Here is a 26477-nt window from a genome sequence, read left to right on the forward strand (position 1 = left end):
TTACCGGGCCTACGGATGCGACATGTCGGCCGGGCAAGGCGAAGCCGCCCCCCGGCTTTTTTTATACCGTGAATCCGAGCATCATGCCGGTATCTTCATGCTCTAACAGATGACAGTGCGCCATATAGGCATGCTCTTTTGGCGCGTCGTGGTCAAACTTCACCAGCACCTCGCTGACGCCGCCCTCTACCCGCACCGTGTCTTTCCATCCTGTACGGTGGGCAGCAGGCGCTTTGCCATTTTCAGACAGAATGCGGAACTGCGTGCCGTGAATGTGGAACGGATGCAGCATCATGTCGCCCTGGCCAGAAATCACCCAGCGTTCGTGCTGACCTTTCGCCGCGGCGAACATCGGTTTATTCATATCAAACGCCAACCCGTTAATCCGGTTAGCATTATGGAAATCGAATGTACCCTCCTGCTTCATGTTGCCCATGCCGCCATGCTGCATATTCCCCATCTCACCGTGGTTCATATTGCCATGATCCATGTTCCCGTGACCCATATTGTCGTTATTCATATGGCCCATCATCTTCCCATGATCCATCCCTGCCATGGCCTGCCCGCCGTATTTCTTCATCAGCATTTGCATGCCCATCATGTCGAGCATCGGATCCATAGACAACTGCAGTTTGCGTACCGTCAGCCCATCAAGCGACGGCAGCGCTGGCATAGATGTCAGCGTATCCGGCAACGTGCCGGAGGCGGTAATCAGCAGCGGCTGAACGCGCATGACCGGGTGCGGCTTATCAAACGGCGCCACCGCCATGCCCATCTGACTGACAGGCAATGTGACCAGATCAAAAGCTTTACCGTCGCTCACATCCACCAGCACTTCGAAGCGTTCGCCCATCAGCATAGGAAGCTCGGTCACTTTTACCGGCTCCGCCAACAAACCGCCATCGCTGGCAATGACATACAGCGGGCGATTATCGCTGGCCGCGATATTCAGTGAGCGGGCATTACACCCATTAAGCAGACGCAGGCGCAGCCAGCCGCGCGGCGCCGCATGCTGAGGAAAAATCGCCCCGTTGGTCAGCAGCGTATCGCCAAACCAGCCGACGGCAGCGGTCATGATGTCCAGTTGATAGTTAATCTGTCCATCCGCGGAAAACTGCTTGTCCTGCATGATTACCGGCACATCATCAATGCCCCACTGCTTAGGCAGCAGCAGCTTGCGAATCTCTTCATCTTCAATCAGCACCAGCCCGGCCAGCCCCATCGCCACCTGACGACCAGTCTTGCCATGCTGATGTGGGTGGATCCAACAGGTTGCTGCCCGTTGATCCGGCATGAAGGTCACGGAGCGTTTCCCGCCTGCAGGAATAATGCCTTGCGGCCCGCCATCGACTTCACCGGGGATTTCCAGTCCGTGCCAGTGTAGCGTTGTCTCTTCGGTAAGCTGGTTATGAATGTCGACGGTCACCGATTGCCCTTTATTCAGCTTGACCGCCGGTCCGAGCAGATTGCCGTTATATCCCCAGGTCGTGGCCGTTTTACCGGCAAAGTTTGACTGCCCGGCTTGCACGATCAGCTGGATGCGATTCGAAGCATCGGCGGTTAACAGATCAGGAATGGGTAAGGCGGGACGGTCGGCGGCAAATACGCTCCGGCTCCATAAAGGTAACGCTGACGCGACGCCCAGCGCCACGGAGTACTTTAAAAAGTCACGACGTTGCATTCTCACTTCCTTATATTCAGCAGCTTAAGCAGGCTATCTTTTAAGCATAAGCCTTCCCCTTACGGGAAGGTCAAGTGAATGGCAAATAATAAAGGTCGTCGCTTCGCTCGCAGTGTGCTAACGTTTAAATTCCGTGATGCAGTGGTAGAAGCAATGAAGACGTTTTTCAGAACAGTTTTGTTCGGCAGCCTGATGGCCGTATGCGCAAACAGCTATGCGCTGAGTGAGTCCGAAGCCGAAGATATGGCCGATTTAACGGCAGTTTTTGTTTTTCTGAAAAATGACTGTGGATACCAGAATTTACCTAATGGGCAGATTCGTCGCGCACTGGTCTTTTTTGCCCAGCAAAACCAGTGGGACCTAAGTAATTACGACACCTTCAATATGAAAGCGCTGGGTGAAGACAGCTATCGCGATCTCAGCGGTATCGGCATTCCTACGGCAAAGAAATGCAAAGCGCTCGCGCGTGACTCCCTGAGCCTGTTGGCTTACGTTAAATAGATAGTTATGCGGAGCCTACAGGCTCCGCATAAATTAACGCTGTTGCACAAATTCGCGGTATGCCGCCACTACCTGAAGAAAATCCTCTACGCCGCAAAGTGAAAAGCTCTCTTCGTCGTAGTAGCTCATCCCCTCTTCTATTTCATCTCCGGAGAACTCCAGTTGATTGGCGCGTACCATCACCTCTTCGCCATCCAGCCAGAGCGTGTATTCATGTCCTGCCCGCTGCCAGGAGCGCTCACTGCCCTTCACCGCACGCGCCGCCTGTTCCACTTCATCAAGTAAGGCCAGGTTTTCTTTCACTTCTTCGTTAAACCAGTGCCCCACCACTTCGTGGCCCATGGACATACGCACTTTTACCACTCCGGTAATATCGCGCAGAAATTCGTAATCCATAATGTCTTCCTCAGCTCCCGGCAATGCGCCAATACCGCATTGCGCCTTGCTGTAATTATCGCAGCAGCGCCGCAGAAAAAAAGCGTAGCGGGTATAAGGAATAGAAATAAAAATGCCCGGAGAAGCCGACTTCTCCGGGCATCGATGCGTTTTTACACAAAACGCGTTAGCGCATTACACCGCGGTCTGGAAAATCACGCCGTCGGCTTTCTCAGTGTACTGAGACAGCTGGTCGAAGTTCAGATAACGGTAGGTGTCGACAGCGGTTTTATCCACCTGCGCCACATAGGTTTGATACTCGTCCGGCGTCGGCAGTTTGCCGATCAGTGCCGCGACCGCCGCCAGCTCCGCAGAAGCCAGGTAGACGTTCGCCCCGGTCCCTAAACGGTTCGGGAAGTTACGGGTAGAGGTCGACACCACGGTTGAGTTGTCCGCCACGCGCGCCTGGTTACCCATGCACAGTGAACAACCCGGGATCTCAATACGCGCCCCGCTCTTGCCAAACACGCTGTAGTAACCTTCTTCGGTCAGCTGCGCGGCGTCCATACGGGTTGGCGGCGCCACCCACAGACGCGTCGGCAGCTGGCCTTTGTGCGCATCCAGCAGCTTACCGGCCGCACGGAAGTGGCCGATGTTGGTCATACAGGAACCGATGAACACTTCGTCAATCTTCTCGCCCTGCACGTCAGACAGCAGACGCGCATCGTCCGGATCGTTCGGCGCACACAGGATTGGCTCTTTAATATCCGCCAGATCGATGTCGATCACCGCCGCGTATTCTGCGTCAGCATCGGCTTCCAGCAACTGCGGATCCGCCAGCCATTTTTCCATCCCCTGCACACGACGTTCCAGCGTACGGCGATCGCCGTAACCTTCTGCGATCATCCACTTCAGCAGTACGATGTTAGAGTTCAGATACTCAACGATCGGCTCTTTGTTCAACTTGATGGTACAACCGGCAGCGGAACGTTCAGCGGAGGCATCGGTCAGTTCGAACGCCTGCTCCACTTTCAGATCCGGCAGACCTTCGATTTCCAGGATGCGGCCAGAGAAGATGTTTTTCTTGCCTTTCTTCTCAACGGTCAGCAGCCCCTGTTTGATCGCATACAGCGGAATGGCGTGTACCAGATCGCGCAGGGTGATGCCCGGCTGCATTTTACCTTTAAAACGAACCAGAACGGATTCCGGCATATCCAGCGGCATCACGCCGGTCGCCGCGGCAAACGCGACCAGACCCGAACCTGCCGGGAAGGAGATGCCAATCGGGAAACGGGTATGGGAGTCACCGCCGGTGCCGACAGTATCCGGCAGCAGCATGCGGTTCAGCCAGGAGTGGATGACGCCATCGCCAGGACGCAACGACACCCCGCCACGGTTCATGATGAAATCTGGCAGCGTGTGGTGCGTGGTTACGTCAACCGGCTTCGGATACGCGGCGGTATGACAGAAGGACTGCATCACCAGATCAGCTGAGAAGCCCAGGCACGCCAGGTCTTTCAGTTCATCACGGGTCATCGGGCCGGTAGTATCCTGAGAACCTACGGAGGTCATCTTCGGTTCGCAGTACGCGCCCGGACGAATACCTTTCACGCCGCAGGCGCGGCCAACCATTTTCTGTGCCAACGAGAAGCCGCGGCTGCTTTCCGCCACGTCTTTCGCCTGACGGAAGACGTCTGAGTGCGGCAGACCCAGCGCTTCGCGCGCTTTGGTGGTCAGGCCACGACCGATGATCAGCGGAATACGGCCACCGGCACGCACTTCGTCGATCAGCACGTCGGTTTTCAGCTCAAAGCTGGCCAGCAGTTCGCCGGTTTCGTGGTTACGCACCTCGCCTTTGAACGGGTAAACGTCAATCACGTCCCCCATGTTCATGTTTGAAACGTCGACTTCAATTGGCAGCGCACCCGCATCTTCCATGGTGTTGAAGAAGATCGGCGCAATTTTGCCGCCGAGGCACAGACCGCCACCGCGCTTGTTCGGCACATGCGGGATATCATCGCCCATGAACCACAGCACGGAGTTGGTCGCGGATTTACGCGAAGAGCCGGTACCGACAACGTCACCCACATAAGCCAGCGGGTAGCCTTTCTTCTGCAATTCTTCGATCTGTTTGATCGGGCCTACCACGCCCGGCTGATCCGGGTTAATGCCTTCACGGGCGTTTTTCAGCATCGCCAGCGCGTGCAGCGGGATATCCGGGCGAGACCATGCGTCCGGTGCCGGAGAGAGGTCATCGGTGTTGGTTTCACCGGTCACTTTAAAGACGGTAACGGTGATTTTTTCAGCCAGAGCAGGACGGTTCAGGAACCATTCGGCATCAGCCCAGGACTGCATTACCTGCTTCGCATATTCGTTGCCCGCTTTGGCTTTTTCTTCCACATCGTAGAAGTTATCGAACATCAGCAGCGTTGAAGAGAGCGCTTTGGCGGCAATCGGCGCCAGTTTGGCATCGTCCAGCGCGTCGATCAGCGGATGAATGTTGTAACCACCCTGCATGGTGCCCAGCAGTTCAATGGCTTTTTCTGGTGTTACCAGCGGGGAGGTGGTGTCGCCTTTCGCGACGGCAGCGAGAAAACCGGCTTTAACATAAGCGGCTTCATCTACGCCAGGAGGAACACGGTTGATCAACAGGTCTAACAGGAATTCTTCTTCGCCCACAGGCGGGGTCTTCAGCAGCTCGACAAGTGCGGCCATTTGGGTTGCGTCTAAAGGTTTTGGCACAATCCCCTGGGCAGCACGCTCAGCTACGTGCTTACGGTATTCTTCTAGCACGACGATATCTCCTCGCTCTCATTGTCATAATGCGGCGCTTTTGTAGATGGGCGATTCTCTTCACGCTCCTGTGAGACAGTAGTTAGTAGGGTAAATGCCCGGTACCGCATAAGGCACAATAACAGGATTTTCATTAAGTGTTAATCTGTTTACAAAAAAGCAACATAAAAAATTGGCTGAATCGTTAAGAATGGTATAGCGACAAGGCGAGAGGCAATTAAGGCTGCCTGAAGGCGCCCTGAAACGATTGATTTTCAAGCGCGACCTGCTGAATATTCCAGCGATTTCTCAGCCATCAGATATAATTGTGTAATAAATCTTCACACTCTTTTTCCGGACCTCCCGGCTGAATCCCCAATAAAAGTCAAAACTGTCTAACACGGGTGAATAATACTCGCGGCAACAGGAACGCCTCACGGCACAGCGCTTGTCTCGTTGGAGTCATTTTATGAAGTTGCCCTTTAAGCCACACCTGCTTGTCCTTCTGTGCAGTGCCGGGCTGTTTGCCGCCTCTGGCGTGATGTTCGTTAAAAGTCGCACCACGGAGCCTGCCCCGGTGACACAGCAACCGTCAGTACCGGCTCCAGCACCCGTAGCGGCCCCTACCCCGGTCGACCAACCAGCGCCTGCTGCAATACCTACGTACACGGCGGCACAAATCGATCAGTGGGTTGCCCCTATCGCACTCTATCCGGACTCACTACTGTCGCAAATTTTGATGGCTTCAACCTACCCGGCCAACGTCATCCAGGCCGCGCAGTGGTCTAAAGACAACCCCAAAATGCAGGGTGACGCCGCTATTCAGGCCGTTGCCAGTCAACCCTGGGATCCCAGCGTGAAATCGCTGGTGGCTTTTCCGCAGTTAATGTCGCTGATGGGTGAAAATCCGCCGTGGGTACAGAGCCTGGGAGATGCTTTCCTTGCACAACCAAAAGATGTTATGGATTCCGTGCAACGCCTGCGTGCGCTGGCGCAACAGACCGGGGCGTTACAATCGACACCGCAGCAGACAGTCACCACCGTGACCAAAGCAGCACCGTCTAAAACCGTAGCCAGCGAGTCGACAACCCGTTCAGCGAGCACATCAGCCACAACGGCCACAGCAAGCCCAACGGTAATCAAGATTGAATCCGCCGATCCGCAGGTGGTGTACGTTCCCACCTATAACCCGAATACGGTTTACGGTACCTGGCCAAATACAGCTTATCCGCCAACCTATCTGCCACCAACGCCAGGTGAGCAGTTTGGCAACAGCTTCGTTAACGGTTTAGGCTTCAGCCTCGGCGTTGCCACAACTTATGCCATCTTCAGCAATATCGACTGGGATGACGATGATGACTGGGATCATCATCATAATGATGACTGGGATAACCATGGCGGTTATAACCGTAACGGTGATAACAACATCAATATCAACGTTGATAATTTCAATAAAATCAGTGGACAACGGCTGACGGACGCCAACCGAACCTGGCAGCACAACCCGGCCTATCGCGAGGGCGTGCCATACCCTAATAGCCAACTCAATAACCGCTTTCACGCCACCAACACAGCTACCGGGCTCAGTTCAACACAGCAAAAACCGGTTAACCGCGATAGCCAGCGTCAGGCAGCCCTGAGCCAGATGGAAAAATCGACGGGGAAAACATTCCCGCAGACGGCGCGTACGGGCACGAAAGACGCCCAGCGTCAGGCATCCAGCCAACAGCTGAAGCAAATTTCCCAGCGTAATAACTACCGTGGCTACGACACCCAACCGCAGACGACGAAGCGGAGCACCACGCAGCAGCGAGAAAATCGCCAGACCACCTCGCAAAGACAAGAGAAACGCGCATCACAGCCCGCACAGCAACGTCCTCCCCAGCAGAGAAGCACTCAGCCACGGGCCAATGCGCTGAGCGGCAACGATAGCCGCTCCGCGAACTGGCAGGCACAGCAGCAGCGCGGCGCACAAAGCAGACAACTCGCTGCCCGCCAGCAGCCACGTCAGGCGTCTGGTGGACGCGCTGAACACCGTGAATTTCGTCATCGTTAAGGGAGCCGACATGAAAAATAAACTACTTAGTGGAATGGTGTTGTTCATGCTTTCGGCCTCAGTGATGGCGCAGCAATCCTTTAGCACACCTGACCAGGCAACCGATGCACTTGCCAAAGCCATTAGTGAGCAAAATGAGAGCGCGATGAGCAGCCTGCTTGGCGATAACTGGCGCGATTTTCTGCCGCCGGAAGGCGTTGATCCGAATGCTGTCGATCGTTTCCTGCGCGACTGGAAGGTTCATCATAGCACTGTCATTGACGGTGATACGGCGCATCTGGTTGTCGGAGACAGCAACTGGCAACTGCCGATCCCGGTTGTCAAAACCACTTCCGGCTGGCGATTTGACATGCTTGAAGCTGCCGAAGAGATCCAGACCCGCGAAATTGGCCGCAACGAACTCGCCGCCATTGAGGCATTACACGCCTATGTAGATGCTCAGCAGAGCTATTTTGCGATGAACCAAAAATACGCGCAAAAGATTGTCAGTTCTGATGGGAAAAAGGATGGTCTGTACTGGCCAGTTTCGCCCGACGAAGCACCAAGCCCGCTTGGCCCAGCCTTCAGTCCACAGGAGCCTGGTACGGGCTATCACGGCTATCGTTTTCGTATCCTTCCCGACAAAAGCAGCGGATTTGCTATGGTTGCCTGGCCTGTTAGCTATGGTCAGACGGGCGTCATGAGCTTTGTGATAAACCAGGACGACAAGGTGTACCAGTCCGATCTCGGCAGTGATTCTGATCAGAAAGCTCGGGCGCTGTCCACCTATAGCCCAGATAAAAGCTGGCAGCCCGTCGCCCCCTGAGTAACGTCAACGGACCACATTTTATAAGCCGGGTAAGGCGAAGTAGCCACCCGGCTACTCAATTTAAATTACAGGATATTAGCGACGGATTTCGCCAGTTGCGCTTCCAGAACCGGCTTCGCTTCTTCGAATTTCAGGTTCACCTTGTTGGCATTAGACACGACGCGGGTTTGGTATTTTGCGCGATCGCCCTGTGCGCTGCTGGTTTGCAGCTTGATACCGGATGTGCCCTGACGCAGTGCGGCAACGTTATCCGTCGTCACTTTCGCTTTGCTACGCTCGGAGATCTGCAGGTCAGTAACCATGGTGTAATTCACATCTTCTACCATGGCATCCGCGGCCATACCGATCAGTCCCGCCGCCAGGCCAACACCCAGCGCCGCGCCGGAGGAGTTGCTGTTATAAGCAGTAATCCCCGCGCCCAGAGCCGCCCCCATCGCCGCCCCTTCATAGCCGGTCTTCAGGAATCCCTGAGCTTCACGCAGATCCATTTTGTCCGCTTTCAGAACGTTCGCCTGTACCCAGTAGTATGCGCTGTCCGGTGAACTGGTCACCTTATAGCCCTTTGCGGAGAGATCATTTGCCAGCAGAGTTTGCAGGTTGCTCATGTCTTTATCAGAAGTGTTTTTTACCTGAATGTAGACGGTCTTCTCGCTGGAAGGCTCCAGCCAGATGGTTTCGCTCATCTGCGTTTTCACTTCAAGATTACGTTTTTTAACGGCAGTAGTCATGGCACCACACCCGGTCAGCGTCATTGTCGCGACAACCATGCCAACAACCGCGATTTTTTTTAAAGACATGTTTTTTCCTTTTTTCGTGTAATAAGAGTCCAGAGCCTCTTCTCCGTGCGACCAGTAGCCACACAATGGCGAAAAAAGTATCGGCAGTTGCGCAATTTTTTTTAGCGAAAATATCAATAAGATGACTACCAGAACAGGTAGCTTTAGGTCAAAAAAAACGCCTCAGAAGAGGCGTTTTCACAAAGCAGGAAGATTACTTCTTCTTCGCTTTCGGGTTTGGCAGGTCGGTGATGCTACCTTCGAACACTTCTGCCGCCAGACCCACAGACTCATGCAGAGTCGGGTGCGCGTGGATGGTCAGCGCGATGTCTTCAGCGTCACAACCCATTTCGATCGCCAGACCGATTTCGCCCAGCAGCTCGCCGCCGTTAGTACCGACAATCGCACCACCGATAACACGGTGAGACTCTTTGTCGAAAATCAGTTTGGTCATACCGTCCGCGCAGTCGGAGGCGATAGCACGGCCAGAAGCAGCCCACGGGAAGGTGGCGGTTTCGTAGCTGATGCCTTTTTCTTTTGCTTCTTTCTCGGTCAGGCCAACCCATGCCACTTCTGGTTCAGTGTAGGCGATGGATGGGATAACTTTCGGATCGAAGTAGTGTTTCTTACCGGCGATAACTTCAGCGGCAACGTGACCTTCGTGAACACCTTTGTGCGCCAGCATCGGCTGACCGACGATATCGCCGATAGCAAAGATGTGCGGCACATTGGTGCGCAGCTGTTTGTCAACGCGGATGAAGCCACGGTCATCAACTTCCACGCCCGCTTTGCCCGCGTCGAGGTTTTTGCCGTTCGGTACACGACCGATTGCCACCAGTACGGCGTCGTAACGCTGTGCTTCAGCAGGCGCTTTTTTGCCTTCCATGGAAACGTAGATGCCGTCTTCTTTCGCTTCAACGGCGGTCACTTTAGTTTCCAGCATCAGGTTGAATTTCTTGCTGATGCGTTTAGTGAAGACTTTAACCACGTCTTTATCGGCAGCCGGGATAACCTGGTCGAACATTTCAACCACGTCGATCTCTGAACCCAGCGCATGGTACACGGTACCCATTTCCAGACCAATGATACCGCCGCCCATAACCAGCAGGCGTTTAGGAACGGTTTTCAGTTCCAGCGCATCAGTGGAATCCCACACGCGCGGATCTTCATGCGGAATGAATGGCAGTTCGATCGGACGGGAACCCGCCGCGATGATCGCGTTGTCGAAGTTGATCACGGTTTTGCCGTTTTCGCCTTCAACTTCCAGGGTGTTCGCCCCGGTGAATTTACCCAGACCGTTAACCACTTTCACTTTACGGCCTTTAGCCATACCAGCCAGACCGCCGGTCAGCTGAGTGATAACTTTTTCTTTCCAGGTACGAATCTTGTCGATATCGGTTTTCGGCTCGCCAAAAACGATACCGTGTTCAGCCAGCGCTTTGGCTTCTTCGATAACTTTTGCTACGTGCAGCAGCGCTTTAGAAGGGATACAGCCGACGTTCAGACAAACACCACCGAGGGTGCTGTAACGTTCTACGATGACGGTCTCCAGACCTAAATCTGCGCAACGGAAGGCAGCAGAGTAACCTGCAGGGCCTGCCCCAAGTACCACGACCTGAGTTTTGATTTCAGTGCTCATCATGACCTCTTAATTTATACCCGTCGTCCACCGGGTCGTTCTATCCGCCCGTATTTTACAAAATTGTTAACAATTTTGAAACAACAAACGGCAACCGATTTGTCTTTCGCACAATAACCTCACTGACTTCATGAGATTACCAGAAAAAAGCCGGCCGTCGGGCCGGCTTTTTCGCTTACATCACCAGGCGGCGAATGTCAGACAGCATGTTGTTGATGATGGTAATAAAGCGCGCACCATCCGCACCGTCGATTACGCGGTGGTCGAAGGAGAGCGAAATCGGCATCATCAGACGCGGCATAAACTCTTTACCGTTCCACACTGGCTCCATAGAGGACTTGGAGACACCGAGGATAGCCACTTCCGGCGCGTTCACAATCGGCGCGAAGTGGGTAGTACCCAGGCCGCCGATGCTGGAGATAGTGAAGCAACCGCCCTGCATTTCGCCAGCAGTCAGCTTGCCATCACGCGCTTTCTTGGAGATCACGGTCAGTTCACGAGACAGCTCGGTAATGCTCTTCTTGTTCACGTCTTTGAAGACCGGAACCACCAGACCATTCGGCGTATCTACCGCCACACCGATGTTGATGTATTTTTTCAGAGTCAGGCGCTGACCGTCTTCAGACAGAGAGCTGTTGAAGCGTGGCATCTGTTCCAGAGCAGCGGCAACGGCTTTCATGATGAAGACCACTGGGGTGAATTTCACGTCCAGTTTACGTTTCTCAGCTTCGGCGTTCTGTTGTTTACGGAACGCTTCCAGATCGGTGATATCGGTCTTATCGAAGTGCGTAACGTGCGGGATCATCACCCAGTTACGGCTCAGGTTAGCACCAGAGATTTTCTGGATACGGCCCAGTTCCACTTCTTCGATTTCGCCGAACTTGCTGAAGTCCACTTTCGGCCAAGGCAGCATACCCGGGATACCACCGCCTGCTGCTGCAGTCGGAGCCGCTTCAGCACGCTTGATAGCATCTTTCACGTAAGCCTGAACGTCTTCACGCAGGATACGACCTTTGCGGCCAGACCCTTTTACTTTCGCCAGGTTAACACCAAATTCGCGCGCCAGGCGACGAATCAGCGGCGTAGCGTGGACGTAAGCGTCGTTCTCAGCAAATTCAGATTTGCTTTCTGCTTTCGCTGCCGCAGCAGGTGCTGCTGCTTGTGCAGGTGCATCGGCCGGAGCCGGAGCCGCAGCTTGCGCAGGAGCGGCTGCCGGTGCTGCGCCTTCTACTTCGAAGACCATAATCAGAGAACCGGTTTTCACTTTGTCGCCGGTGCTGATTTTGATTTCTTTTACGGTACCGGCGAATGGTGCCGGAACTTCCATAGAGGCTTTGTCGCCTTCTACGGTGATCAGCGACTGCTCAGCGGCAATTTTATCGCCCACTTTCACCATCACTTCAGTGACTTCAACTTCGTCACCGCCGATGTCCGGTACGTTAACGTCTTTCGAACCAGAAGCCGCTGGAGCCGCTGCAGCTGCCGGAGCGGCAGCCTGAGCCGGTGCGGCAGCAGGCGCTGCGCCCGCCACTTCGAAGACCATAATCAGGGAACCGGTAGACACTTTGTCGCCGGTGTTGATTTTGATCTCTTTAACGGTACCCGCGAACGGCGCCGGAACTTCCATGGAAGCCTTGTCACCTTCAACGGTGATCAGAGACTGTTCAGCCGCAACGGTGTCGCCCACTTTAACCATGACTTCGGTAACTTCAACTTCGTCACCACCGATGTCCGGTACGTGGACTTCTTTCGCCGCTGCCGCAGCAGGTGCTGCAGGCGCACTCGCAGCTTCTTTCTTCTCTTCTGCCGGAGCAGGTGCAGCAGCTGCTGCACCGTCGGCGGAATCGAAAATCATGATCAATTTGCCGGTCTCAGTTTTGTCGCCAACAGAGACTTTGATCTCTTTAACGATACCAGCCTGAGGAGACGGAACTTCCATAGAGGCCTTGTCGCCTTCTACGGTGATCAGCGACTGTTCAGCTTCAACTTTGTCGCCCACTTTGACCAGGATCTCGGTGATTTCAACTTCATCAGCCCCGATGTCCGGTACATTGATTTCGATAGCCATTATTCTTTTACCTCTTACGCCAGACGCGGGTTAACTTTATCTGCATCGATGTTGAATTTGATGATTGCGTCAGCAACCACTTTCTTATCGATTTCGCCACGTTTAGCCAATTCGCCCAGGGCCGCTACAACCACATAGGAAGCATCAACTTCGAAGTGGTGACGCAAGTTTTCACGGCTGTCAGAGCGACCGAAACCGTCAGTACCCAGTACGCGATAGTCATCAGCCGGTACATAAGTACGAACCTGTTCGGCAAACAGTTTCATATAGTCAGTAGATGCCACTGCCGGCGCGTCGTTCATCACCTGAGCGATGTACGGAACGCGAGGCGTTTCCATCGGGTGCAGCATGTTCCAGCGCTCACAATCCTGGCCATCACGCGCCAGTTCAGTGAAGGAAGTGACGCTATATACGTCAGAGCCTACGCCGTAGTCGTTCGCCAGGATCTGCGCGGCTTCACGGACGTGACGCAGGATAGAACCGGAGCCCAGCAGCTGAACTTTACCTTTCTTACCTTCGAGGGTTTCGAGTTTGTAGATACCTTTACGGATACCTTCCTCGGCACCTGCTGGCATGGCCGGCATGTGGTAGTTTTCGTTCAGCGTGGTGATGTAGTAGTAAACGTTCTCTTGTTTCTCACCGTACATACGCTCCAGACCATCGTGCATGATGACCGCAACTTCGTACGCGTAAGACGGATCGTAAGAGATACAGTTCGGGATAGTCAGAGACTGAATATGGCTGTGACCATCTTCGTGCTGCAGACCTTCGCCGTTCAGCGTCGTACGACCGGAAGTACCACCGATCAGGAAGCCACGAGCCTGTTGGTCACCAGCCTGCCAGCACAGATCACCGATACGCTGGAACCCGAACATGGAGTAGTAGATATAGAACGGGATCATCGGCAGATCGTTGGTGCTGTAAGAGGTCGCAGCAGCCAACCAGGATGCGCCAGCACCCAGCTCGTTGATACCTTCCTGCAGGATCTGACCTTTCTCGTCTTCTTTGTAGTAAGCAACCTGCTCACGGTCCTGCGGGGTGTACTGCTGGCCGTTCGGGCTGTAAATACCGATCTGGCGGAACAGGCCTTCCATACCGAAAGTACGTGCTTCGTCAGCGATGATCGGCACCAGACGATCTTTGATCGACTTGTTCTTCAGCATCACGTTCAGTGCACGAACGAAAGCGATAGTGGTGGAGATTTCTTTGTTCTGCTCTTCCAGCAGCGCGCCGAAGTCTTCCAGAGCTGGCAGTTCCAGCTTCTCGGTGAAGTTCGGCTGACGAGCAGGCAGGTAGCCGTGCAGTTTCTGACGCTGAGCGTGCAGATAAGTGTGCTCTTCAGAACCTTCCGGGAAGGTGATGTAAGACAGGTTTTCAACCTGCTCATCGGTCACAGGAACGTTGAAACGGTCGCGGATGTAACGCACGCCGTCCATGTTCATTTTCTTAACCTGGTGAGCGATGTTTTTACCTTCGGCGGTGTCACCCATGCCGTAACCTTTGATGGTATGGGCGAGGATTACAGTTGCTTTGCCTTTGGTTTCCTGTGCTTTTTTCAGCGCAGCGTAGACTTTCTTCGGATCGTGACCACCGCGGTTCAGAGCCCAAATCTGCTCGTCAGTCCAGTCAGCAACCAGCGCTGCGGTTTCCGGGTATTTACCGAAGAAGTGCTCACGTACGTATGCGCCGTCTTTGGATTTGAAGGTCTGGTAGTCGCCATCAACGGTTTCGTTCATCAGTTGGATCAGTTTACCGCTGGTGTCTTTACGCAGCAGTTCATCCCAACGACCGCCCCACATGACTTTGATAACGTTCCAGCCAGCACCTGCAAAGATGCCTTCCAGTTCGTTAACAATCTTGCCGTTACCGGTGACCGGGCCGTCAAGACGCTGCAGGTTACAGTTGATAACAAAGACCAGGTTGTCCAGTTTTTCACGGGTGGCGATGGTGATCGCACCTTTAGATTCTGGCTCATCCATCTCACCATCGCCCAGGAAGGCGTAAACGGTTTGTTTAGAGGTATCTTTCAGGCCACGGTGTTCCAGATACTTCAGGAATTTAGCCTGGTAGATAGCACCGATTGGACCCAGACCCATAGATACGGTCGGGAACTGCCAGAATTCAGGCATCAGTTTCGGGTGCGGGTAGGAAGACAGGCCTTTGCCATGAACTTCCTGACGGAAGTTGTTCATCTGCTCTTCAGTCAGACGACCTTCCAGGAATGCGCGTGCGTAGATGCCCGGAGAGATGTGGCCCTGGAAGTAAATCAGGTCGCCGCCATCCTGCTCGTTGCGTGCACGGAAGAAGTGGTTGAAGCAAACATCATATACCGTAGCGGAGGACTGGAAGGATGCCATGTGACCACCCAGCTCGAGGTCCTTTTTAGACGCACGCAGTACGGTCATGATGGCGTTCCAGCGAATTGCAGAACGAATACGACGTTCCAGCTCCAGATTGCCCGGGTATTCCGGTTCATCTTCAACGGCAATAGTGTTTACATAATTGCTTGCCCCTGCACCTGCCGCTACTTTCACGCCGCCTTTGCGAGCTTCTGAAAGCAGTTGGTCGATCAGATACTGAGCACGCTCAACACCTTCTTCACGGATGACCGATTCGATCGCCTGTAGCCAGTCGCGAGTTTCGATCGGATCCACGTCATTTGGGAAACGTTCTGACATGGGGGTATTCCTTATCTATCTAATACGTTGAGTTATCTGGAACCTGTCCCATTGCGTTCTCGCCAGAGAACGCAATAAGACAGGTTCTGCGTTTAGTTGCCGCGCACTTTAATTGGCGCTTGATTTACAACATCTTCTGGTTAACGTTCTACCAGAAAAATCACTAATTCTTTCGTTGCTCCAGGCGGCGTAAGGCGCGTTCACGACGACTTTCCTCACGACTTCTGTCCAGCAGAATCTCTTCGATAAAGGCCAGGTGACGGTGAGACGCTTCACGCGCATCAATAGGCTTCCCAGCGATAATTGCTTCAAAGATACGGGTACGGTGACTGCTTACCAGCGGCAACATCTCGCGACGCGCATACAGCAATTCGAAGTTTTGCCGAACGTTCTGAGCCAGCATTGGCTCCATACACCTTAGCAAATGGAGCAGCACCACATTATGCGCCGCTTCGGTGACAGCAATTTGATACTGCAGTACCGCATCAGATTCGCCGTCAAGATCGCCGGACTGTTGAGCCAGCTCGATCGCATGGTGGAGTTCACGGATTCGCGTTTTGTCTTCATCCGTGCTGCGCAGTGCAGCGTAATAGGCTGCAATACCTTCCAGCGCATGGCGCGTCTCAAGCAGGTCAAACTGGGATTCAGGATGGTCGGAGAGCAGCTCTACCAGTGGGTCGCTAAAGCTTTGCCACAGGCTGCTCTGAACAAAAGTGCCACCGCCCTGACGACGAAGCAGTAACCCCTTCGCTTCAAGGCGTTGGATCGCCTCGCGTAAGGAGGGGCGGGAGACGTCGAACTGTTTTGCCAGCTCGCGTTCCGGTGGGAGTTTCTCTCCGGGGCGAAGTGTCCCCTCAAGAATTAAAAACTCCAGCTGCTGCTCAATCACATCGGAGAGTTTTGGTTGGCGGATTTTGCTGTAGGCCATGATTTCCTGTCTTAAGCCATTTGCCCGGAGTCAATTGGTCTTACCAATTTCATGTTCTTGACGCTAAAGTAACAAAGTATTCACCTTCTGTCCATACAGGTTTTGATTGAAATCAGTAAAGGGGGCATATTTTAACAACATTACAGATATAACGTTTCAAACATGTAACTATGCACAAATGTTAAATTTACCCACCCCGAGGTAGTTTTAACGGAATTGAAACGAAAAGTTATCTTATCTGAACCGATTCACCAGCTTATTTATCGATATTTCAATTACAAATAATGAATAGAAATTCAAAATGGAAATTTTGAGGTAGATAAACTCGCATTTACAAATGGTTTCTTTTTATTCAACTCGATAGCTTCCCCGCATAAAGCAGGTGCATTCGCGCTCGCATATCATTATTCTGATCAAGACAAAAGTATTAAGGCAACATTTTATCAAAAGCATCTGTAAACAAATTAATACAACAAACGGAATTGCAAACTTACACACGCATTGCTGCGTAGTTCAAAAAATAAGTACTCGAAAGATGAAGAGTAAAACCACACACGAGGTTTAATGATGGAAAGTCAACAGCATGGCGATCAGCTCAAGCGCGGTCTTAAGAACCGCCATATACAGCTAATCGCGCTGGGTGGCGCGATTGGTACCGGGTTATTCCTCGGTAGCGCATCCGTTATCCAGTCTGCAGGACCGGGTATTATTCTGGGTTACGCTATTGCCGGCTTTATCGCCTTTTTGATTATGCGCCAGCTTGGTGAAATGGTGGTTGAAGAGCCGGTAGCAGGCTCCTTTAGTCACTTTGCTTATAAATACTGGGGGAGTTTTGCGGGTTTCGCCTCTGGCTGGAACTACTGGGTGCTGTACGTTCTGGTTGCCATGGCTGAGCTGACGGCTGTCGGTAAATATATCCAGTTCTGGTACCCGGAGATCCCAACCTGGGCCTCTGCGGCAGCTTTCTTCGTGATTATCAACGCTATCAACCTGACCAACGTAAAAGTGTTTGGTGAGATGGAGTTCTGGTTTGCCATTATTAAAGTCATTGCCGTAGTCGCGATGATCATCTTCGGCGGCTGGCTGTTATTCAGCGGCAACGGCGGGCCGCAGGCCAGCGTCAGTAACCTGTGGAACCAGGGTGGCTTCCTGCCGCACGGCTTCACCGGTCTGGTGATGATGATGGCGATTATTATGTTCTCTTTCGGTGGGCTGGAGCTGGTCGGGATCACCGCAGCAGAAGCCGATAACCCGGAGCAAAGTATACCCAAAGCCACCAACCAGGTTATCTACCGTATCCTGATTTTCTATGTGGGTTCGTTGGCTGTTCTGCTTTCCCTGATGCCATGGACGCGCGTCACGGCTGATACCAGCCCGTTTGTCCTCATTTTCCACGAACTGGGCGATACGTTTGTTGCCAATGCGCTGAACATCGTGGTGCTGACCGCCGCTCTTTCTGTCTATAACAGCTGCGTTTACTGCAACAGCCGCATGCTGTTCGGTCTTGCACAGCAGGGCAACGCGCCAAAAGCGCTGATGAATGTCGACAAACGCGGCGTACCGGTGAACACCATTCTGGTTTCCGCGCTGGTTACGGCTCTGTGTGTGCTGATCAACTATCTGGCGCCAGAATCCGCCTTTGGTCTGCTGATGGCGCTGGTGGTTTCCGCGCTGGTGATCAACTGGGCAATGATCAGCCTGGCGCACATGAAGTTCCGCAAAGCCAAACAGCAGCAGGGGGTTACCACCCGCTTCCCGGCTCTGCTCTATCCGCTGGGTAACTGGGTATGCCTGATTTTCATGGCCGCAGTACTGGTGATTATGCTGATGACGCCGGGCATGGCGATCTCAGTGTACTTAATCCCGGTATGGATTGCTGTTCTTGGCATTGGTTACCTGTTCAAGCAGAAAACCGCCGGCACAGTTAAAGCACATTAATTTCCCTCCCCCACCTGCACCAGGTGGGGGTTGTTACCTGCCTCACACTTTCCCACTCATGACTGTTTAGTCCATATCAGCGGCGTTATCCTGCAACGCAAAAACACCGGTACCAGACAATAATTCTCTCCATATCTCATTCATGGAGTGCAGTTGATGGAAACCAGTAAGCTCACGGTGAAAGAAAAGATCGGCTATGGAATGGGCGACGCCGGATGCAACATCATTTTTGGCGCCATCATGTTGTTTGTTAACTATTTTTATACAGATATTTTTGGTCTGGCGCCTGCCCTGGTCGGCGTATTACTGCTCTCAGTACGCGTTATTGATGCCGTTACCGATCCCATTATGGGCGCAATGGCCGACCGTACGCGCAGCAAATATGGTCGATTTCGTCCATGGTTATTGTGGATGGCTTTCCCGTACGCATTATTCAGCGTACTGATGTTTACCACCCCGGAGTGGACATATAACAGCAAAGTTATCTATGCCTTTGTCACCTACTTCCTGCTCTCAATTACCTACACAGCGATCAATATCCCCTATTGCTCTCTCGGCAGCGTCATCACCAACGATCCGCAAGAACGCGTCGCCTGCCAGTCATATCGCTTTGTATTGGTAGGAATTGCAACTCTGCTGCTCTCCCTCACTCTGCTGCCAATGGCGGACTGGTTCGGTGGAGAAGACAAAGCCAAAGGGTATCAAATGGCGATGGCGGTACTGGCCTTCATCGGCATGTGTATGTTCCTGTTTTGCTTTGCAACCGTCCGTGAGCGTGTACGTCCTGCCGTCCCGACTAACGACGATTTAAAAGCCGATCTGAAAGACGTATGGAAGAACGATCAATGGGTAAAAATTCTGCTGTTAACCCTGTGCAACGTCTGTCCGGGCTTTATTCGCATGGCCGCCACCATGTACTACGTGACCTGGGTTATGCAGCAGAGTACGCAATTTGCGACATTGTTTATCAGCCTTGGCGTTATAGGCATGATGATCGGCAGCATGTTGGCGAAGGTGTTAACCGATCGCTGGTGCAAACTGAAAGTCTTCTTCTGGACCAACATCATCCTGGCGATTTTCTCCGCAGCGTTTTACTTCTTCGATCCGAAAGCCACCATGATGATTATGCTGCTCTACTTCCTGCTCAACATCCTGCATCAGATCCCATCCCCGCTGCACTGGTCGCTGATGGCGGATGTCGATGACTACGGCGAGTGGAAAACCGGTAAACGCATCACTGGAATCAGCTTCTCCGGCAACCTGTTCTTCCTGAAACTGGGCCTGGCGATTGCCGGAGCGATGGTTGGCTTCCTGCTTTCCTGGTACGGCTACGACGCAGGGGCGAAAGCGCAAAGCGACTCCGCTATTAACGGCATTATGCTGCTGTTTACCATCATACCTGGCGTAGGCTACCTGATTACCGCAGGCGTGGTTCGTCTGCTGAAAGTTGACCGCGAGTTTATGCAGCAAATCCAGACAGATTTAGAAAAGCGCCGCGCCAACTATCGTGAACTGAATGAATACCACGAGATAAAAACAACAGAAACCGTAAGGAAAGCCTGATGAATCAGTGGCCTAATCCCTTTATTGAACAACGTGCCGATCCGTTTATTTTACGTGACGGTAGCCACTATTATTTCATTGCTTCAGTGCCCGAATACGATCGACTGGAGATCCGCCGGGCTGACTCGCTGGAGGGGCTGCGCACCGCCTTCCCGGTTGTCGTCTGGCGCAAACCAGAAAGTGGTCCCATGAGCCAACTCATCTGGGCGCCTGAAATCCATCATCTGGCTGGTAAGTGGTACATCTATTTTGCCGCCAGCCACACACAGACGCTCGACAAGCAGGGAATGTTTCAGCACCGTATGTTTGCGCTCGAATGCGCGGACAGCGATCCGCTGGCAGGTATTTGGACAGAAAAAGGCCAGATTAAAACGCAGTTTGATACCTTCGCACTTGATGCCACCACCTTTAACCATCAGGGAAAACAGTGGTATCTGTGGGCGCAGAAATCGCCCGATATTGCCGGGAACTCCAATATCTATCTTGCTGAGATGGAAAACCCATGGACGATTAAAGGTGAGCCGGTGATGCTCAGCCATCCAGAATATGACTGGGAATGTCGGGGTTTTTGGGTCAACGAAGGTCCGGCGGTCATGGTTCACGGCGACAAGCTGTTTATCAGTTATTCTGCCAGCGCCACCGACGAGAATTACTGTATGGGATTATTGTGGATTGACCTCAATGCCGATCCGCTCAACCCACAGCATTGGCACAAATCACCACGCCCGGTCTTTACCACCAGCTACGAAAATCGCCAGTTCGGCCCTGGGCACAACAGTTTTACGCAAACGCCGGAAGGTGAAGATGTGCTGGTGTACCACGCCAGAAATTACACCGAAATCGAGGGCGATCCGCTGTACGACCCAAACCGCCATACGCGTCTGAAGCTCGTGCGCTGGGACAAAAACGGAATGCCTGATTTTGGCATCCCGCCAGCGGATACGTATTGAGTCATTGCACCGTTATCCGGTCTACATATGCGCCAGACCGGATAACCCGGTTACGTCGCAATCCCGGCTACAATCGCTAGATCAGCGTGCCATAAATTGTCAGCAGCGCAATGACCACCACCACCACAAACGAGGTTTTCTTCGCCATTGAAACAGCGGCTTTTGGCGTTTCGACTTTATCGGTATGGGGTTCGCGCGCCAGAGAAAACTGCGCCAAACGAGTAAGCACCTGGTATTGCGAAGTATGGAGATCAGCAAGCGATGCAAACCAGGCAGGCAGCGCTTTCTCGCCGTGTCCTAACAGCGCATAGACCACGCCCGCCAGACGCACCGGGATCCAGTCCAGCACATGCAGGATCGCATCGATACCCGATTGCAGACGCTGGTGCGGCGTCTGATAGCGCGCCAGCCAGGACTGCCAGGCACGTAAAAAAGCATAACCCACCAGCGTCACTGGTCCCCACGGACCACCGACAATCAGCCAGAATAACGGCGCCAGGTAAAAGCGAAAGTTGTTCCATAACAGCGCATTCTGCAGTTCACGCAAAAACTCACGCTCATCGCAGTCCGGCGGAACCCCATGAATAAGTGTCAGCTCGCTGGCCATCGCCTCACGAGCGTGAGCGTCAGCGCGGGCAGCCGCGTTCAAATATGCATGATAATGAAGACGCGTCTTGCCAGCGCCGATGCACAGCAAGCCAATTACGATCCACGCCACCAGTAAGGGCACGTTAAACAGTAGCCCATGGAGTGCACGTAGCAGCAGGAACGTCACCCCCATCGCAATCAGGGCCATGCCTACCGTACGCATCATCGAGAAATGCTTAACCCGGCGGAAAAGAACTTCAACCCGGTGATCAAGCTGCCAGTGCTCACCCAGCTTAAAAAGGCGTTCAACAATCAACACCAGTAATGTTGTAAACAGCGTCATGTCATCTCCTTGTCCGACGAGGGGGTGACCAGGGCGCGAAACCTTGCCCAGTCAAATGAGGGCTCGGGATCGGTCTTACGCTCGGGCGCAATATTGCAATGTCCTGTCATATTGTTGGCAATGGCCGGATAACGTGTAATCAGGGCGTTCGTCACGGCGGCCAGTTGCCGGTACTGCGCATCGGTATAGGCCAGCGTATCCGTCCCTTCCAGCTCAATACCAATTGAGAAATCATTACAGCGTTCACGACCCTGATAGCTCGAGACGCCAGCATGCCAGGCGCGTTTATTAAAGGGGACATACTGCACGATTTCACCGTCACGGCGAATCAAACAATGGGCAGAAACGCGCAAATGGGCGATTCCGGCAAAATAAGGATGGGCATTGGGATCAATCGTGCCCGTAAACAGCGCGTCGATCCACGGGCCGCCAAACTCACCGGGCGGCAGGCTGATATTATGCACCACCAGCAGAGAAGGGGTTTCGTCATCCGGGCGGCAATCATAATGAGGAGAGGGAACGCGTCGCGCCTCTGCCAGCCAGCCCTCGTCTAACAACATGCAGAATCTCCTTATTGGTGGTGCTCATATCAGGTTCAGGGTAGCATGTTTCCACCTTATGATTCGTTAGCAATTTGGAGTTTTATCATGCCGCCTCGCCGCTATAACCCTGACTACCGACGTGACGCGCTGTTGGAACGCATAAATCTCGATATCCCTGCCGCTGTAGCTCAGGCGCTGCGTGAAGATTTAGGCGGAGAAGTTGATGCCAATAACGATATCACCGCACAGCTTTTACCCGAAGACATGCGCTCCCACGCTACCGTCATTACCCGCGAAGATGGCGTTTTTTGTGGGAAACGTTGGGTGGAAGAGGTCTTTATTCAACTGGCGGGCGATGATGTCAACATCACCTGGCATGTCAAAGATGGCGACAGCATTAAGGCTAATCAGCCACTGTTTGAACTGGACGGCCCTTCCCGCGTACTGCTGACCGGCGAACGTACCGCGCTTAATTTTGTGCAGACGCTTTCCGGTGTGGCTAGCGAAGTACGTAAATACGTCGACCTGCTGGCGGGGACAAAAACCCAGCTACTGGATACGCGTAAAACCCTGCCGGGTCTGCGTACCGCGCTGAAATACGCCGTATTGTGCGGCGGCGGCGCAAATCATCGTCTGGGGCTTTCTGACGCTTTCCTGATCAAGGAAAACCACATTATTGCGTCTGGCTCGGTACGTCAGGCCGTGGAAAAAGCCTTCTGGCTGCACCCGGATGTGCCGGTTGAAGTCGAAGTCGAAAGCCTGGATGAACTGGACGACGCGCTGAAAGCCGGGGCTGACATCATAATGCTTGATAACTTCGAAACTGACCAAATGCGTGAAGCAGTAAAACGCACCAACGGCCAGGCGCGTCTGGAAGTGTCGGGTAACGTCACCCACGAAACGCTGCGCGAATTTGCCGAAACCGGCGTGGATTTCATCTCTGTTGGCGCGTTGACCAAGCACGTTCGCGCGCTCGATCTCTCCATGCGTTTTCGCTAATTGCTGTTTGTATTGCCCGATGGCGCTTTGCTTATCGGGCCATTCTGCATGCCGGAGAAGGCGTTTTCGCCGTTATCCGGCAGTTTCTTCGAGCCTCTTCGCAAATACGTTGTTTGATTCTGTAATCTCGTAAAAATCCTCGGAACCCGCCTTCCCATTCAGTTATTTGCCTCTCGCCGTGGCCCAGAGCGTTTGCCAAAGTAGCGCCAGCTAACTCAAGGAGCGAACGATGGACAAGCAACGAGGATTCACGCTTATCGAACTTATGGTGGTCATTGGCATTATTGCCATTCTTAGCGCCATCGGCATTCCGGCTTATCAAAACTATCTGCGCAAAGCCGCGCTGACCGACATGCTGCAAACCTTTGTTCCCTATCGCACGGCAGTTGAGCTTTGTGCGCTGGAGCATGGCGGGACAGAAACCTGCGATGCCGGAACCAATGGCATCCCTTCTCCAACCACCACCCGATATGTCTCCGCCATGAGCGTGGAAAAAGGCATTGTCAGCCTCAGCGGGCAGGAAAGCCTGAACGGGCTAAGCATCACCATGGCGCCGGGTTGGGACGATGCAAACGGCATTACTGGCTGGAGTCGTAACTGCGTCATCCAGAATGACAGCGCATTGCAACAGGCCTGCGAAGACGTTTTTCGTTTCGATATCAACTAAGGAAAAGAGATGAATACCACCCAACTTACAGCGCTGTGCCAACGTTATCAGGCCACATTACTGGATGCAGATAATGAAGTGGTGCACATCGCCGTCGTGGAGGCCCCATCCCACGAGCTACTGGACGCACTGCATTTTGCGACTACCCGACGCATCGACATTGTTTGCTGGACGCGTCAGCAAATGGAAGGCCACACGCATACGCCACGCAAAATGCTCCCGACGGTCGTCACTAAAAGCAGTGCCAGCACCGCAGACTTGCTGAATCAGACGTTCCAATCCGCTCTGGTGCAACGGGCTTCTGATATTCATTTTGAGCCAGCGGAAAGTCACTATCGGATCAGATTACGTGTGGATGGCGTACTGCATGTTTTACCGGAAGTCACAATCGAGATGGGTATCGCTATTACCGCAAGGTTAAAAGTTTTAGGCAGTCTGGATATTGCCGAGCATCGACTTGCGCAAGACGGACAATTTACCGTTGAGATTTCAGGAGAATCGGTCTCTTTTCGCATCGCCACCCTGCCCTGTCGCTTCGGCGAAAAAGTAGTGCTGCGGCTACTTCATCAGGTCAATCAAACGCTGGAACTCACTGCGCTGGGAATGCAGGACGCGCAGTTAGCAGCATTTTCACAAGCGTTGCAGCAGCCTCAAGGGCTGATTCTGGTCACCGGCCCCACAGGAAGCGGTAAAACGGTCACGCTGTACAGTGCGCTGCAAACCCGAAACACCCCGCAGGTGAATCTTTGCAGCGTGGAAGATCCGGTAGAGATCCCGATCGCCGGGCTTAACCAGACTCAAATTCATCCCCGCGCCGGTCTCACTTTTCAGGGCGTATTGCGCGCTCTGCTGCGCCAGGATCCCGACATTATCATGGTGGGTGAAATCCGCGATGGCGAAACGGCTGAAATAGCCCTTAAAGCCGCACAAACCGGTCATCTGGTGCTATCAACACTGCATACCAATTCCACCACTGAAACGCTGGTACGCCTGCAGCAAATGGGGGTTGCTCGCTGGATGATCGCCTCCGCGCTGACGCTCGTTATTGCCCAGCGGTTGGTAAGAAAACTGTGTCCCCACTGCCGACAACGTCTGGAAAAACCAATCACGCTCCCCGAAGCTGCCTGGCCTACGCCACTGCCACGTTGGCAAGCCGCTGGCTGCGAACACTGCTATCACGGATTTTATGGCCGTACCGCATTGTTTGAAGTGCTTCCCGTTACGCCCGCATTGCGCCAAAGCATCGCCAACGGGACGTCAGTAGACGCAGTAGAATCGGCTGCGCAGCAATTGGGGATGAGTACGCTGTTTGAAAATGGCTGTCAGGCCGTCGAACAAGGGCTAACAACATTTGAAGAGCTGATCCGCGTACTGGGCATGCCCCATGTCAGCTAAACAGCTTTGGCGCTGGCAAGGTATTAGCAACGAAGGTCATCCACAGGAAGGCGTACTGTGGGCTGATACCCGCCCCTCATTGATACTTGCTCTCGAACAAATGCATATTATGCCACTGCGCATTAACCGTATGCACATCAAAACTTCACACTGGAGTCGCGACAGAAGCGCCGAAACCGTACATCAACTGGCAACATTACTGAAAGCAGGACTAACGCTCTCGGCAAGCTTAACTCTGCTGGCTGAACAGCACCCGAGCAGCCAGTGGCAGGCGCTACTGCGCACGCTGGCTCACGATATGGAGCAGGGGATTTCGCTCTCCACCTCGCTATCGCAATGGCAACACGTTTTTCCGCCGCTTTATCAGGCAATGATCCGCACCGGAGAGCTTACGGGTAAGCTGGACGACTGCTGTTTTGAACTCGCGCGCCAGCAACAGAATCAACAGCAGCTCGCTGATAAAGTGAAAAAAGCCCTGCGCTATCCGATTATCATCATCACGATGGCAATGATGGTCGTATTTGCGATGTTGCAGTTTGTACTCCCTGAGTTTGCCGCCATCTACCGGACGTTCAACACTCCGCTACCGGTACTTACTCAGTGGATTATTGCCATCGCGCACTTTAGCAGCCAATGGGGATGGCTGGCAGTAGTATTCAGCATGGTTGCGATTGCGGTATATCACCTGATAAAACAACAACCCTACTGGCTTATTCTGCGCCAGAAATTTCTGCTCGGTCTTCCAGTCATTGGGCCAATGGTGAGAGGGCAAAAACTCACGCAAATCTTCACTGTTCTGGCATTAACGCAAAATGCAGGTATTCCTTTTCTGCAAGGCCTTGAGAGCGTAGCTGAAACGCTGGACAACCCTTTCTGGTCGCAACGATTAATACAAGTACATCACAACATCAGCGCCGGAAAACCCATCTGGTTAGCGCTTAAAAATTGTGGTGAATTCAGCCCATTGTGTATACAACTGGTCAGAACAGGTGAAGCATCCGGCTCGCTGGATGCCATGCTGCGTAATCTGGCCCATCACCACGGCGATAAAACCTTGTCTCAGGCGGAGAATCTGGCTTCGCTACTTGAGCCTGCGCTGCTGATCGTTACGGGGGTGATTATCGGTACGTTGGTCGTCGCGATGTATTTACCGATTTTTCATTTGGGAGATGCGATGAGCGGGGTGGGATGACGCTGGCGCGAAGAACGC

General features: G+C 53.2%; 20 protein-coding genes. 10 read left to right on the forward strand and 10 right to left on the reverse strand.

The features are described from left to right. Positions 1–61 precede the first annotated feature (61 nt). Complete coding sequence (cueO, locus tag OGY15_RS21455; RefSeq protein ID WP_286541019.1) at positions 62–1681, reverse strand: multicopper oxidase CueO; 1620 nt, start codon at positions 1679–1681, stop codon at positions 62–64. Between the two features lie 153 nt (positions 1682–1834). On the opposite strand from cueO, the gene OGY15_RS21460 reads away from it, so the two are divergent. Continuing rightward, positions 1835–2182 (forward strand): YacC family pilotin-like protein, encoded by a 348-nt coding sequence (locus OGY15_RS21460; protein WP_003018667.1) that lies wholly within the window; start codon positions 1835–1837, stop codon positions 2180–2182. A gap of 33 nt (positions 2183–2215) precedes the next feature. Here the strand turns inward: OGY15_RS21460 and yacL are convergent, their stop codons facing one another. Beyond that, positions 2216–2578 carry a protein YacL gene (gene yacL, locus OGY15_RS21465; protein WP_151216757.1) on the reverse strand — a complete coding sequence of 121 codons (363 nt, stop codon included), beginning with the start codon at positions 2576–2578 and terminating at the stop codon, positions 2216–2218. A 174-nt stretch (positions 2579–2752) separates the two neighbouring features. Next, complete coding sequence (acnB, locus tag OGY15_RS21470; protein WP_151216756.1) at positions 2753–5350, reverse strand: bifunctional aconitate hydratase 2/2-methylisocitrate dehydratase; 2598 nt, start codon at positions 5348–5350, stop codon at positions 2753–2755. A gap of 448 nt (positions 5351–5798) precedes the next feature. Here acnB and OGY15_RS21475 point away from each other — a divergent pair, with 448 nt between their 5' ends. After that, a complete protein-coding gene (locus OGY15_RS21475) occupies positions 5799–7385 on the forward strand; it encodes a DUF3300 domain-containing protein (protein WP_286541021.1) in 1587 nt (528 codons plus the stop codon). Positions 7386–7395: 10 nt separating this feature from the next. After that, positions 7396–8190, forward strand: coding sequence for a DUF2950 family protein (locus OGY15_RS21480; protein WP_286541022.1), 795 nt, complete (start codon positions 7396–7398; stop codon positions 8188–8190). Between the two features lie 68 nt (positions 8191–8258). Here OGY15_RS21480 and traT read toward each other — a convergent pair whose 3' ends face one another. The 5 genes from traT to pdhR all read right to left on the reverse strand — a co-directional run bounded on the left by traT (position 8259) and on the right by pdhR (position 16282). Beyond that, on the reverse strand, positions 8259–8990 hold the full coding sequence (traT, locus tag OGY15_RS21485; protein WP_032940388.1) for a conjugal transfer complement resistance protein TraT: 732 nt from the start codon (positions 8988–8990) through the stop codon (positions 8259–8261). A gap of 193 nt (positions 8991–9183) precedes the next feature. Then, positions 9184–10608, reverse strand: coding sequence for a dihydrolipoyl dehydrogenase (lpdA, locus tag OGY15_RS21490; RefSeq protein ID WP_003018686.1), 1425 nt, complete (start codon positions 10606–10608; stop codon positions 9184–9186). Positions 10609–10783: 175 nt separating this feature from the next. Next, the gene (gene aceF, locus OGY15_RS21495; protein WP_286541025.1) at positions 10784–12676 is read right to left on the reverse strand and encodes a pyruvate dehydrogenase complex dihydrolipoyllysine-residue acetyltransferase; all 1893 of its coding nucleotides are present in this window, start codon (positions 12674–12676) and stop codon (positions 10784–10786) included. A 14-nt stretch (positions 12677–12690) separates the two neighbouring features. Continuing rightward, positions 12691–15354, reverse strand: a complete 2664-nt coding sequence (gene aceE, locus OGY15_RS21500; protein WP_040229997.1) for a pyruvate dehydrogenase (acetyl-transferring), homodimeric type — start codon at positions 15352–15354, stop codon at positions 12691–12693. A 163-nt stretch (positions 15355–15517) separates the two neighbouring features. After that, positions 15518–16282, reverse strand: a complete 765-nt coding sequence (gene pdhR, locus OGY15_RS21505) for a pyruvate dehydrogenase complex transcriptional repressor PdhR (RefSeq protein WP_151216752.1) — start codon at positions 16280–16282, stop codon at positions 15518–15520. Between the two features lie 564 nt (positions 16283–16846). Between pdhR and aroP the strand changes: the two genes are divergently transcribed. The 3 genes from aroP (at position 16847) to OGY15_RS21520 (ending at position 20733) form a co-directional block, all read left to right on the forward strand. After that, positions 16847–18220 (forward strand): aromatic amino acid transporter AroP, encoded by a 1374-nt coding sequence (gene aroP, locus OGY15_RS21510; protein WP_187253726.1) that lies wholly within the window; start codon positions 16847–16849, stop codon positions 18218–18220. A gap of 156 nt (positions 18221–18376) precedes the next feature. Beyond that, entirely contained in the window at positions 18377–19783 is a 1407-nt protein-coding gene (locus OGY15_RS21515) for a glycoside-pentoside-hexuronide (GPH):cation symporter (RefSeq protein WP_151216751.1), read from the forward strand. Then, positions 19783–20733 carry a glycoside hydrolase family 43 protein gene (locus tag OGY15_RS21520; RefSeq protein ID WP_187253725.1) on the forward strand — a complete coding sequence of 317 codons (951 nt, stop codon included), beginning with the start codon at positions 19783–19785 and terminating at the stop codon, positions 20731–20733. The genes OGY15_RS21515 and OGY15_RS21520 overlap by 1 nt, the downstream gene beginning before the upstream one ends. Positions 20734–20809: 76 nt before the next feature. Here OGY15_RS21520 and ampE read toward each other — a convergent pair whose 3' ends face one another. Together ampE and ampD are read right to left on the reverse strand one after the other, a co-directional pair. Then, positions 20810–21664 (reverse strand): beta-lactamase regulator AmpE, encoded by an 855-nt coding sequence (ampE, locus tag OGY15_RS21525; protein ID WP_151216749.1) that lies wholly within the window; start codon positions 21662–21664, stop codon positions 20810–20812. Beyond that, positions 21661–22224 carry a 1,6-anhydro-N-acetylmuramyl-L-alanine amidase AmpD gene (gene ampD, locus OGY15_RS21530; protein ID WP_286541031.1) on the reverse strand — a complete coding sequence of 188 codons (564 nt, stop codon included), beginning with the start codon at positions 22222–22224 and terminating at the stop codon, positions 21661–21663. Before ampD ends, ampE begins: the two co-directional genes overlap by 4 nt. 87 nt (positions 22225–22311) lie before the next feature. Between ampD and nadC the strand changes: the two genes are divergently transcribed. From nadC to hofC, 4 genes are all read left to right on the forward strand, one after another. Then, positions 22312–23205: a carboxylating nicotinate-nucleotide diphosphorylase gene (gene nadC, locus OGY15_RS21535; protein ID WP_187253724.1), complete on the forward strand. Its 894-nt coding sequence runs from the start codon at positions 22312–22314 to the stop codon at positions 23203–23205. Positions 23206–23434: 229 nt separating this feature from the next. After that, the gene (ppdD, locus tag OGY15_RS21540) at positions 23435–23872 is read left to right on the forward strand and encodes a prepilin peptidase-dependent pilin (RefSeq protein ID WP_151216747.1); all 438 of its coding nucleotides are present in this window, start codon (positions 23435–23437) and stop codon (positions 23870–23872) included. A gap of 9 nt (positions 23873–23881) precedes the next feature. After that, on the forward strand, positions 23882–25267 hold the full coding sequence (gspE, locus tag OGY15_RS21545) for a type II secretion system protein GspE (RefSeq protein ID WP_286541034.1): 1386 nt from the start codon (positions 23882–23884) through the stop codon (positions 25265–25267). Further along, entirely contained in the window at positions 25257–26459 is a 1203-nt protein-coding gene (hofC, locus tag OGY15_RS21550; protein ID WP_286541036.1) for a protein transport protein HofC, read from the forward strand. Before gspE ends, hofC begins: the two co-directional genes overlap by 11 nt. Positions 26460–26477: the final 18 nt, after the last annotated feature.

Source organism: Citrobacter sp. Cu231 (assembly GCF_030332265.1).
Taxonomy (GTDB): Bacteria; Pseudomonadota; Gammaproteobacteria; order Enterobacterales; family Enterobacteriaceae; genus Citrobacter; species Citrobacter meridianamericanus.

Bases quoted from the DNA above. Each gene is read 5' to 3' on its own strand.
- cueO (WP_286541019.1), bottom strand. From the start codon at position 1,681: ATGCAACGTCGTGACTTTTTAAAGTACTCCGTGGCGCTGGGCGTCGCG.
- OGY15_RS21460 (WP_003018667.1), top strand. From the start codon at position 1,835: ATGAAGACGTTTTTCAGAACAGTTTTGTTCGGCAGCCTGATGGCCGTA.
- yacL (WP_151216757.1), bottom strand. From the start codon at position 2,578: ATGGATTACGAATTTCTGCGCGATATTACCGGAGTGGTAAAAGTGCGT.
- OGY15_RS21475 (WP_286541021.1), top strand. From the start codon at position 5,799: ATGAAGTTGCCCTTTAAGCCACACCTGCTTGTCCTTCTGTGCAGTGCC.
- OGY15_RS21480 (WP_286541022.1), top strand. From the start codon at position 7,396: ATGAAAAATAAACTACTTAGTGGAATGGTGTTGTTCATGCTTTCGGCC.
- traT (WP_032940388.1), bottom strand. From the start codon at position 8,990: ATGTCTTTAAAAAAAATCGCGGTTGTTGGCATGGTTGTCGCGACAATG.
- lpdA (WP_003018686.1), bottom strand. From the start codon at position 10,608: ATGAGCACTGAAATCAAAACTCAGGTCGTGGTACTTGGGGCAGGCCCT.
- aceF (WP_286541025.1), bottom strand. From the start codon at position 12,676: ATGGCTATCGAAATCAATGTACCGGACATCGGGGCTGATGAAGTTGAA.
- aceE (WP_040229997.1), bottom strand. From the start codon at position 15,354: ATGTCAGAACGTTTCCCAAATGACGTGGATCCGATCGAAACTCGCGAC.
- pdhR (WP_151216752.1), bottom strand. From the start codon at position 16,282: ATGGCCTACAGCAAAATCCGCCAACCAAAACTCTCCGATGTGATTGAG.
- aroP (WP_187253726.1), top strand. From the start codon at position 16,847: ATGATGGAAAGTCAACAGCATGGCGATCAGCTCAAGCGCGGTCTTAAG.
- OGY15_RS21515 (WP_151216751.1), top strand. From the start codon at position 18,377: ATGGAAACCAGTAAGCTCACGGTGAAAGAAAAGATCGGCTATGGAATG.
- OGY15_RS21520 (WP_187253725.1), top strand. From the start codon at position 19,783: ATGAATCAGTGGCCTAATCCCTTTATTGAACAACGTGCCGATCCGTTT.
- ampE (WP_151216749.1), bottom strand. From the start codon at position 21,664: ATGACGCTGTTTACAACATTACTGGTGTTGATTGTTGAACGCCTTTTT.
- ampD (WP_286541031.1), bottom strand. From the start codon at position 22,224: ATGTTGTTAGACGAGGGCTGGCTGGCAGAGGCGCGACGCGTTCCCTCT.
- nadC (WP_187253724.1), top strand. From the start codon at position 22,312: ATGCCGCCTCGCCGCTATAACCCTGACTACCGACGTGACGCGCTGTTG.
- ppdD (WP_151216747.1), top strand. From the start codon at position 23,435: ATGGACAAGCAACGAGGATTCACGCTTATCGAACTTATGGTGGTCATT.
- gspE (WP_286541034.1), top strand. From the start codon at position 23,882: ATGAATACCACCCAACTTACAGCGCTGTGCCAACGTTATCAGGCCACA.
- hofC (WP_286541036.1), top strand. From the start codon at position 25,257: ATGTCAGCTAAACAGCTTTGGCGCTGGCAAGGTATTAGCAACGAAGGT.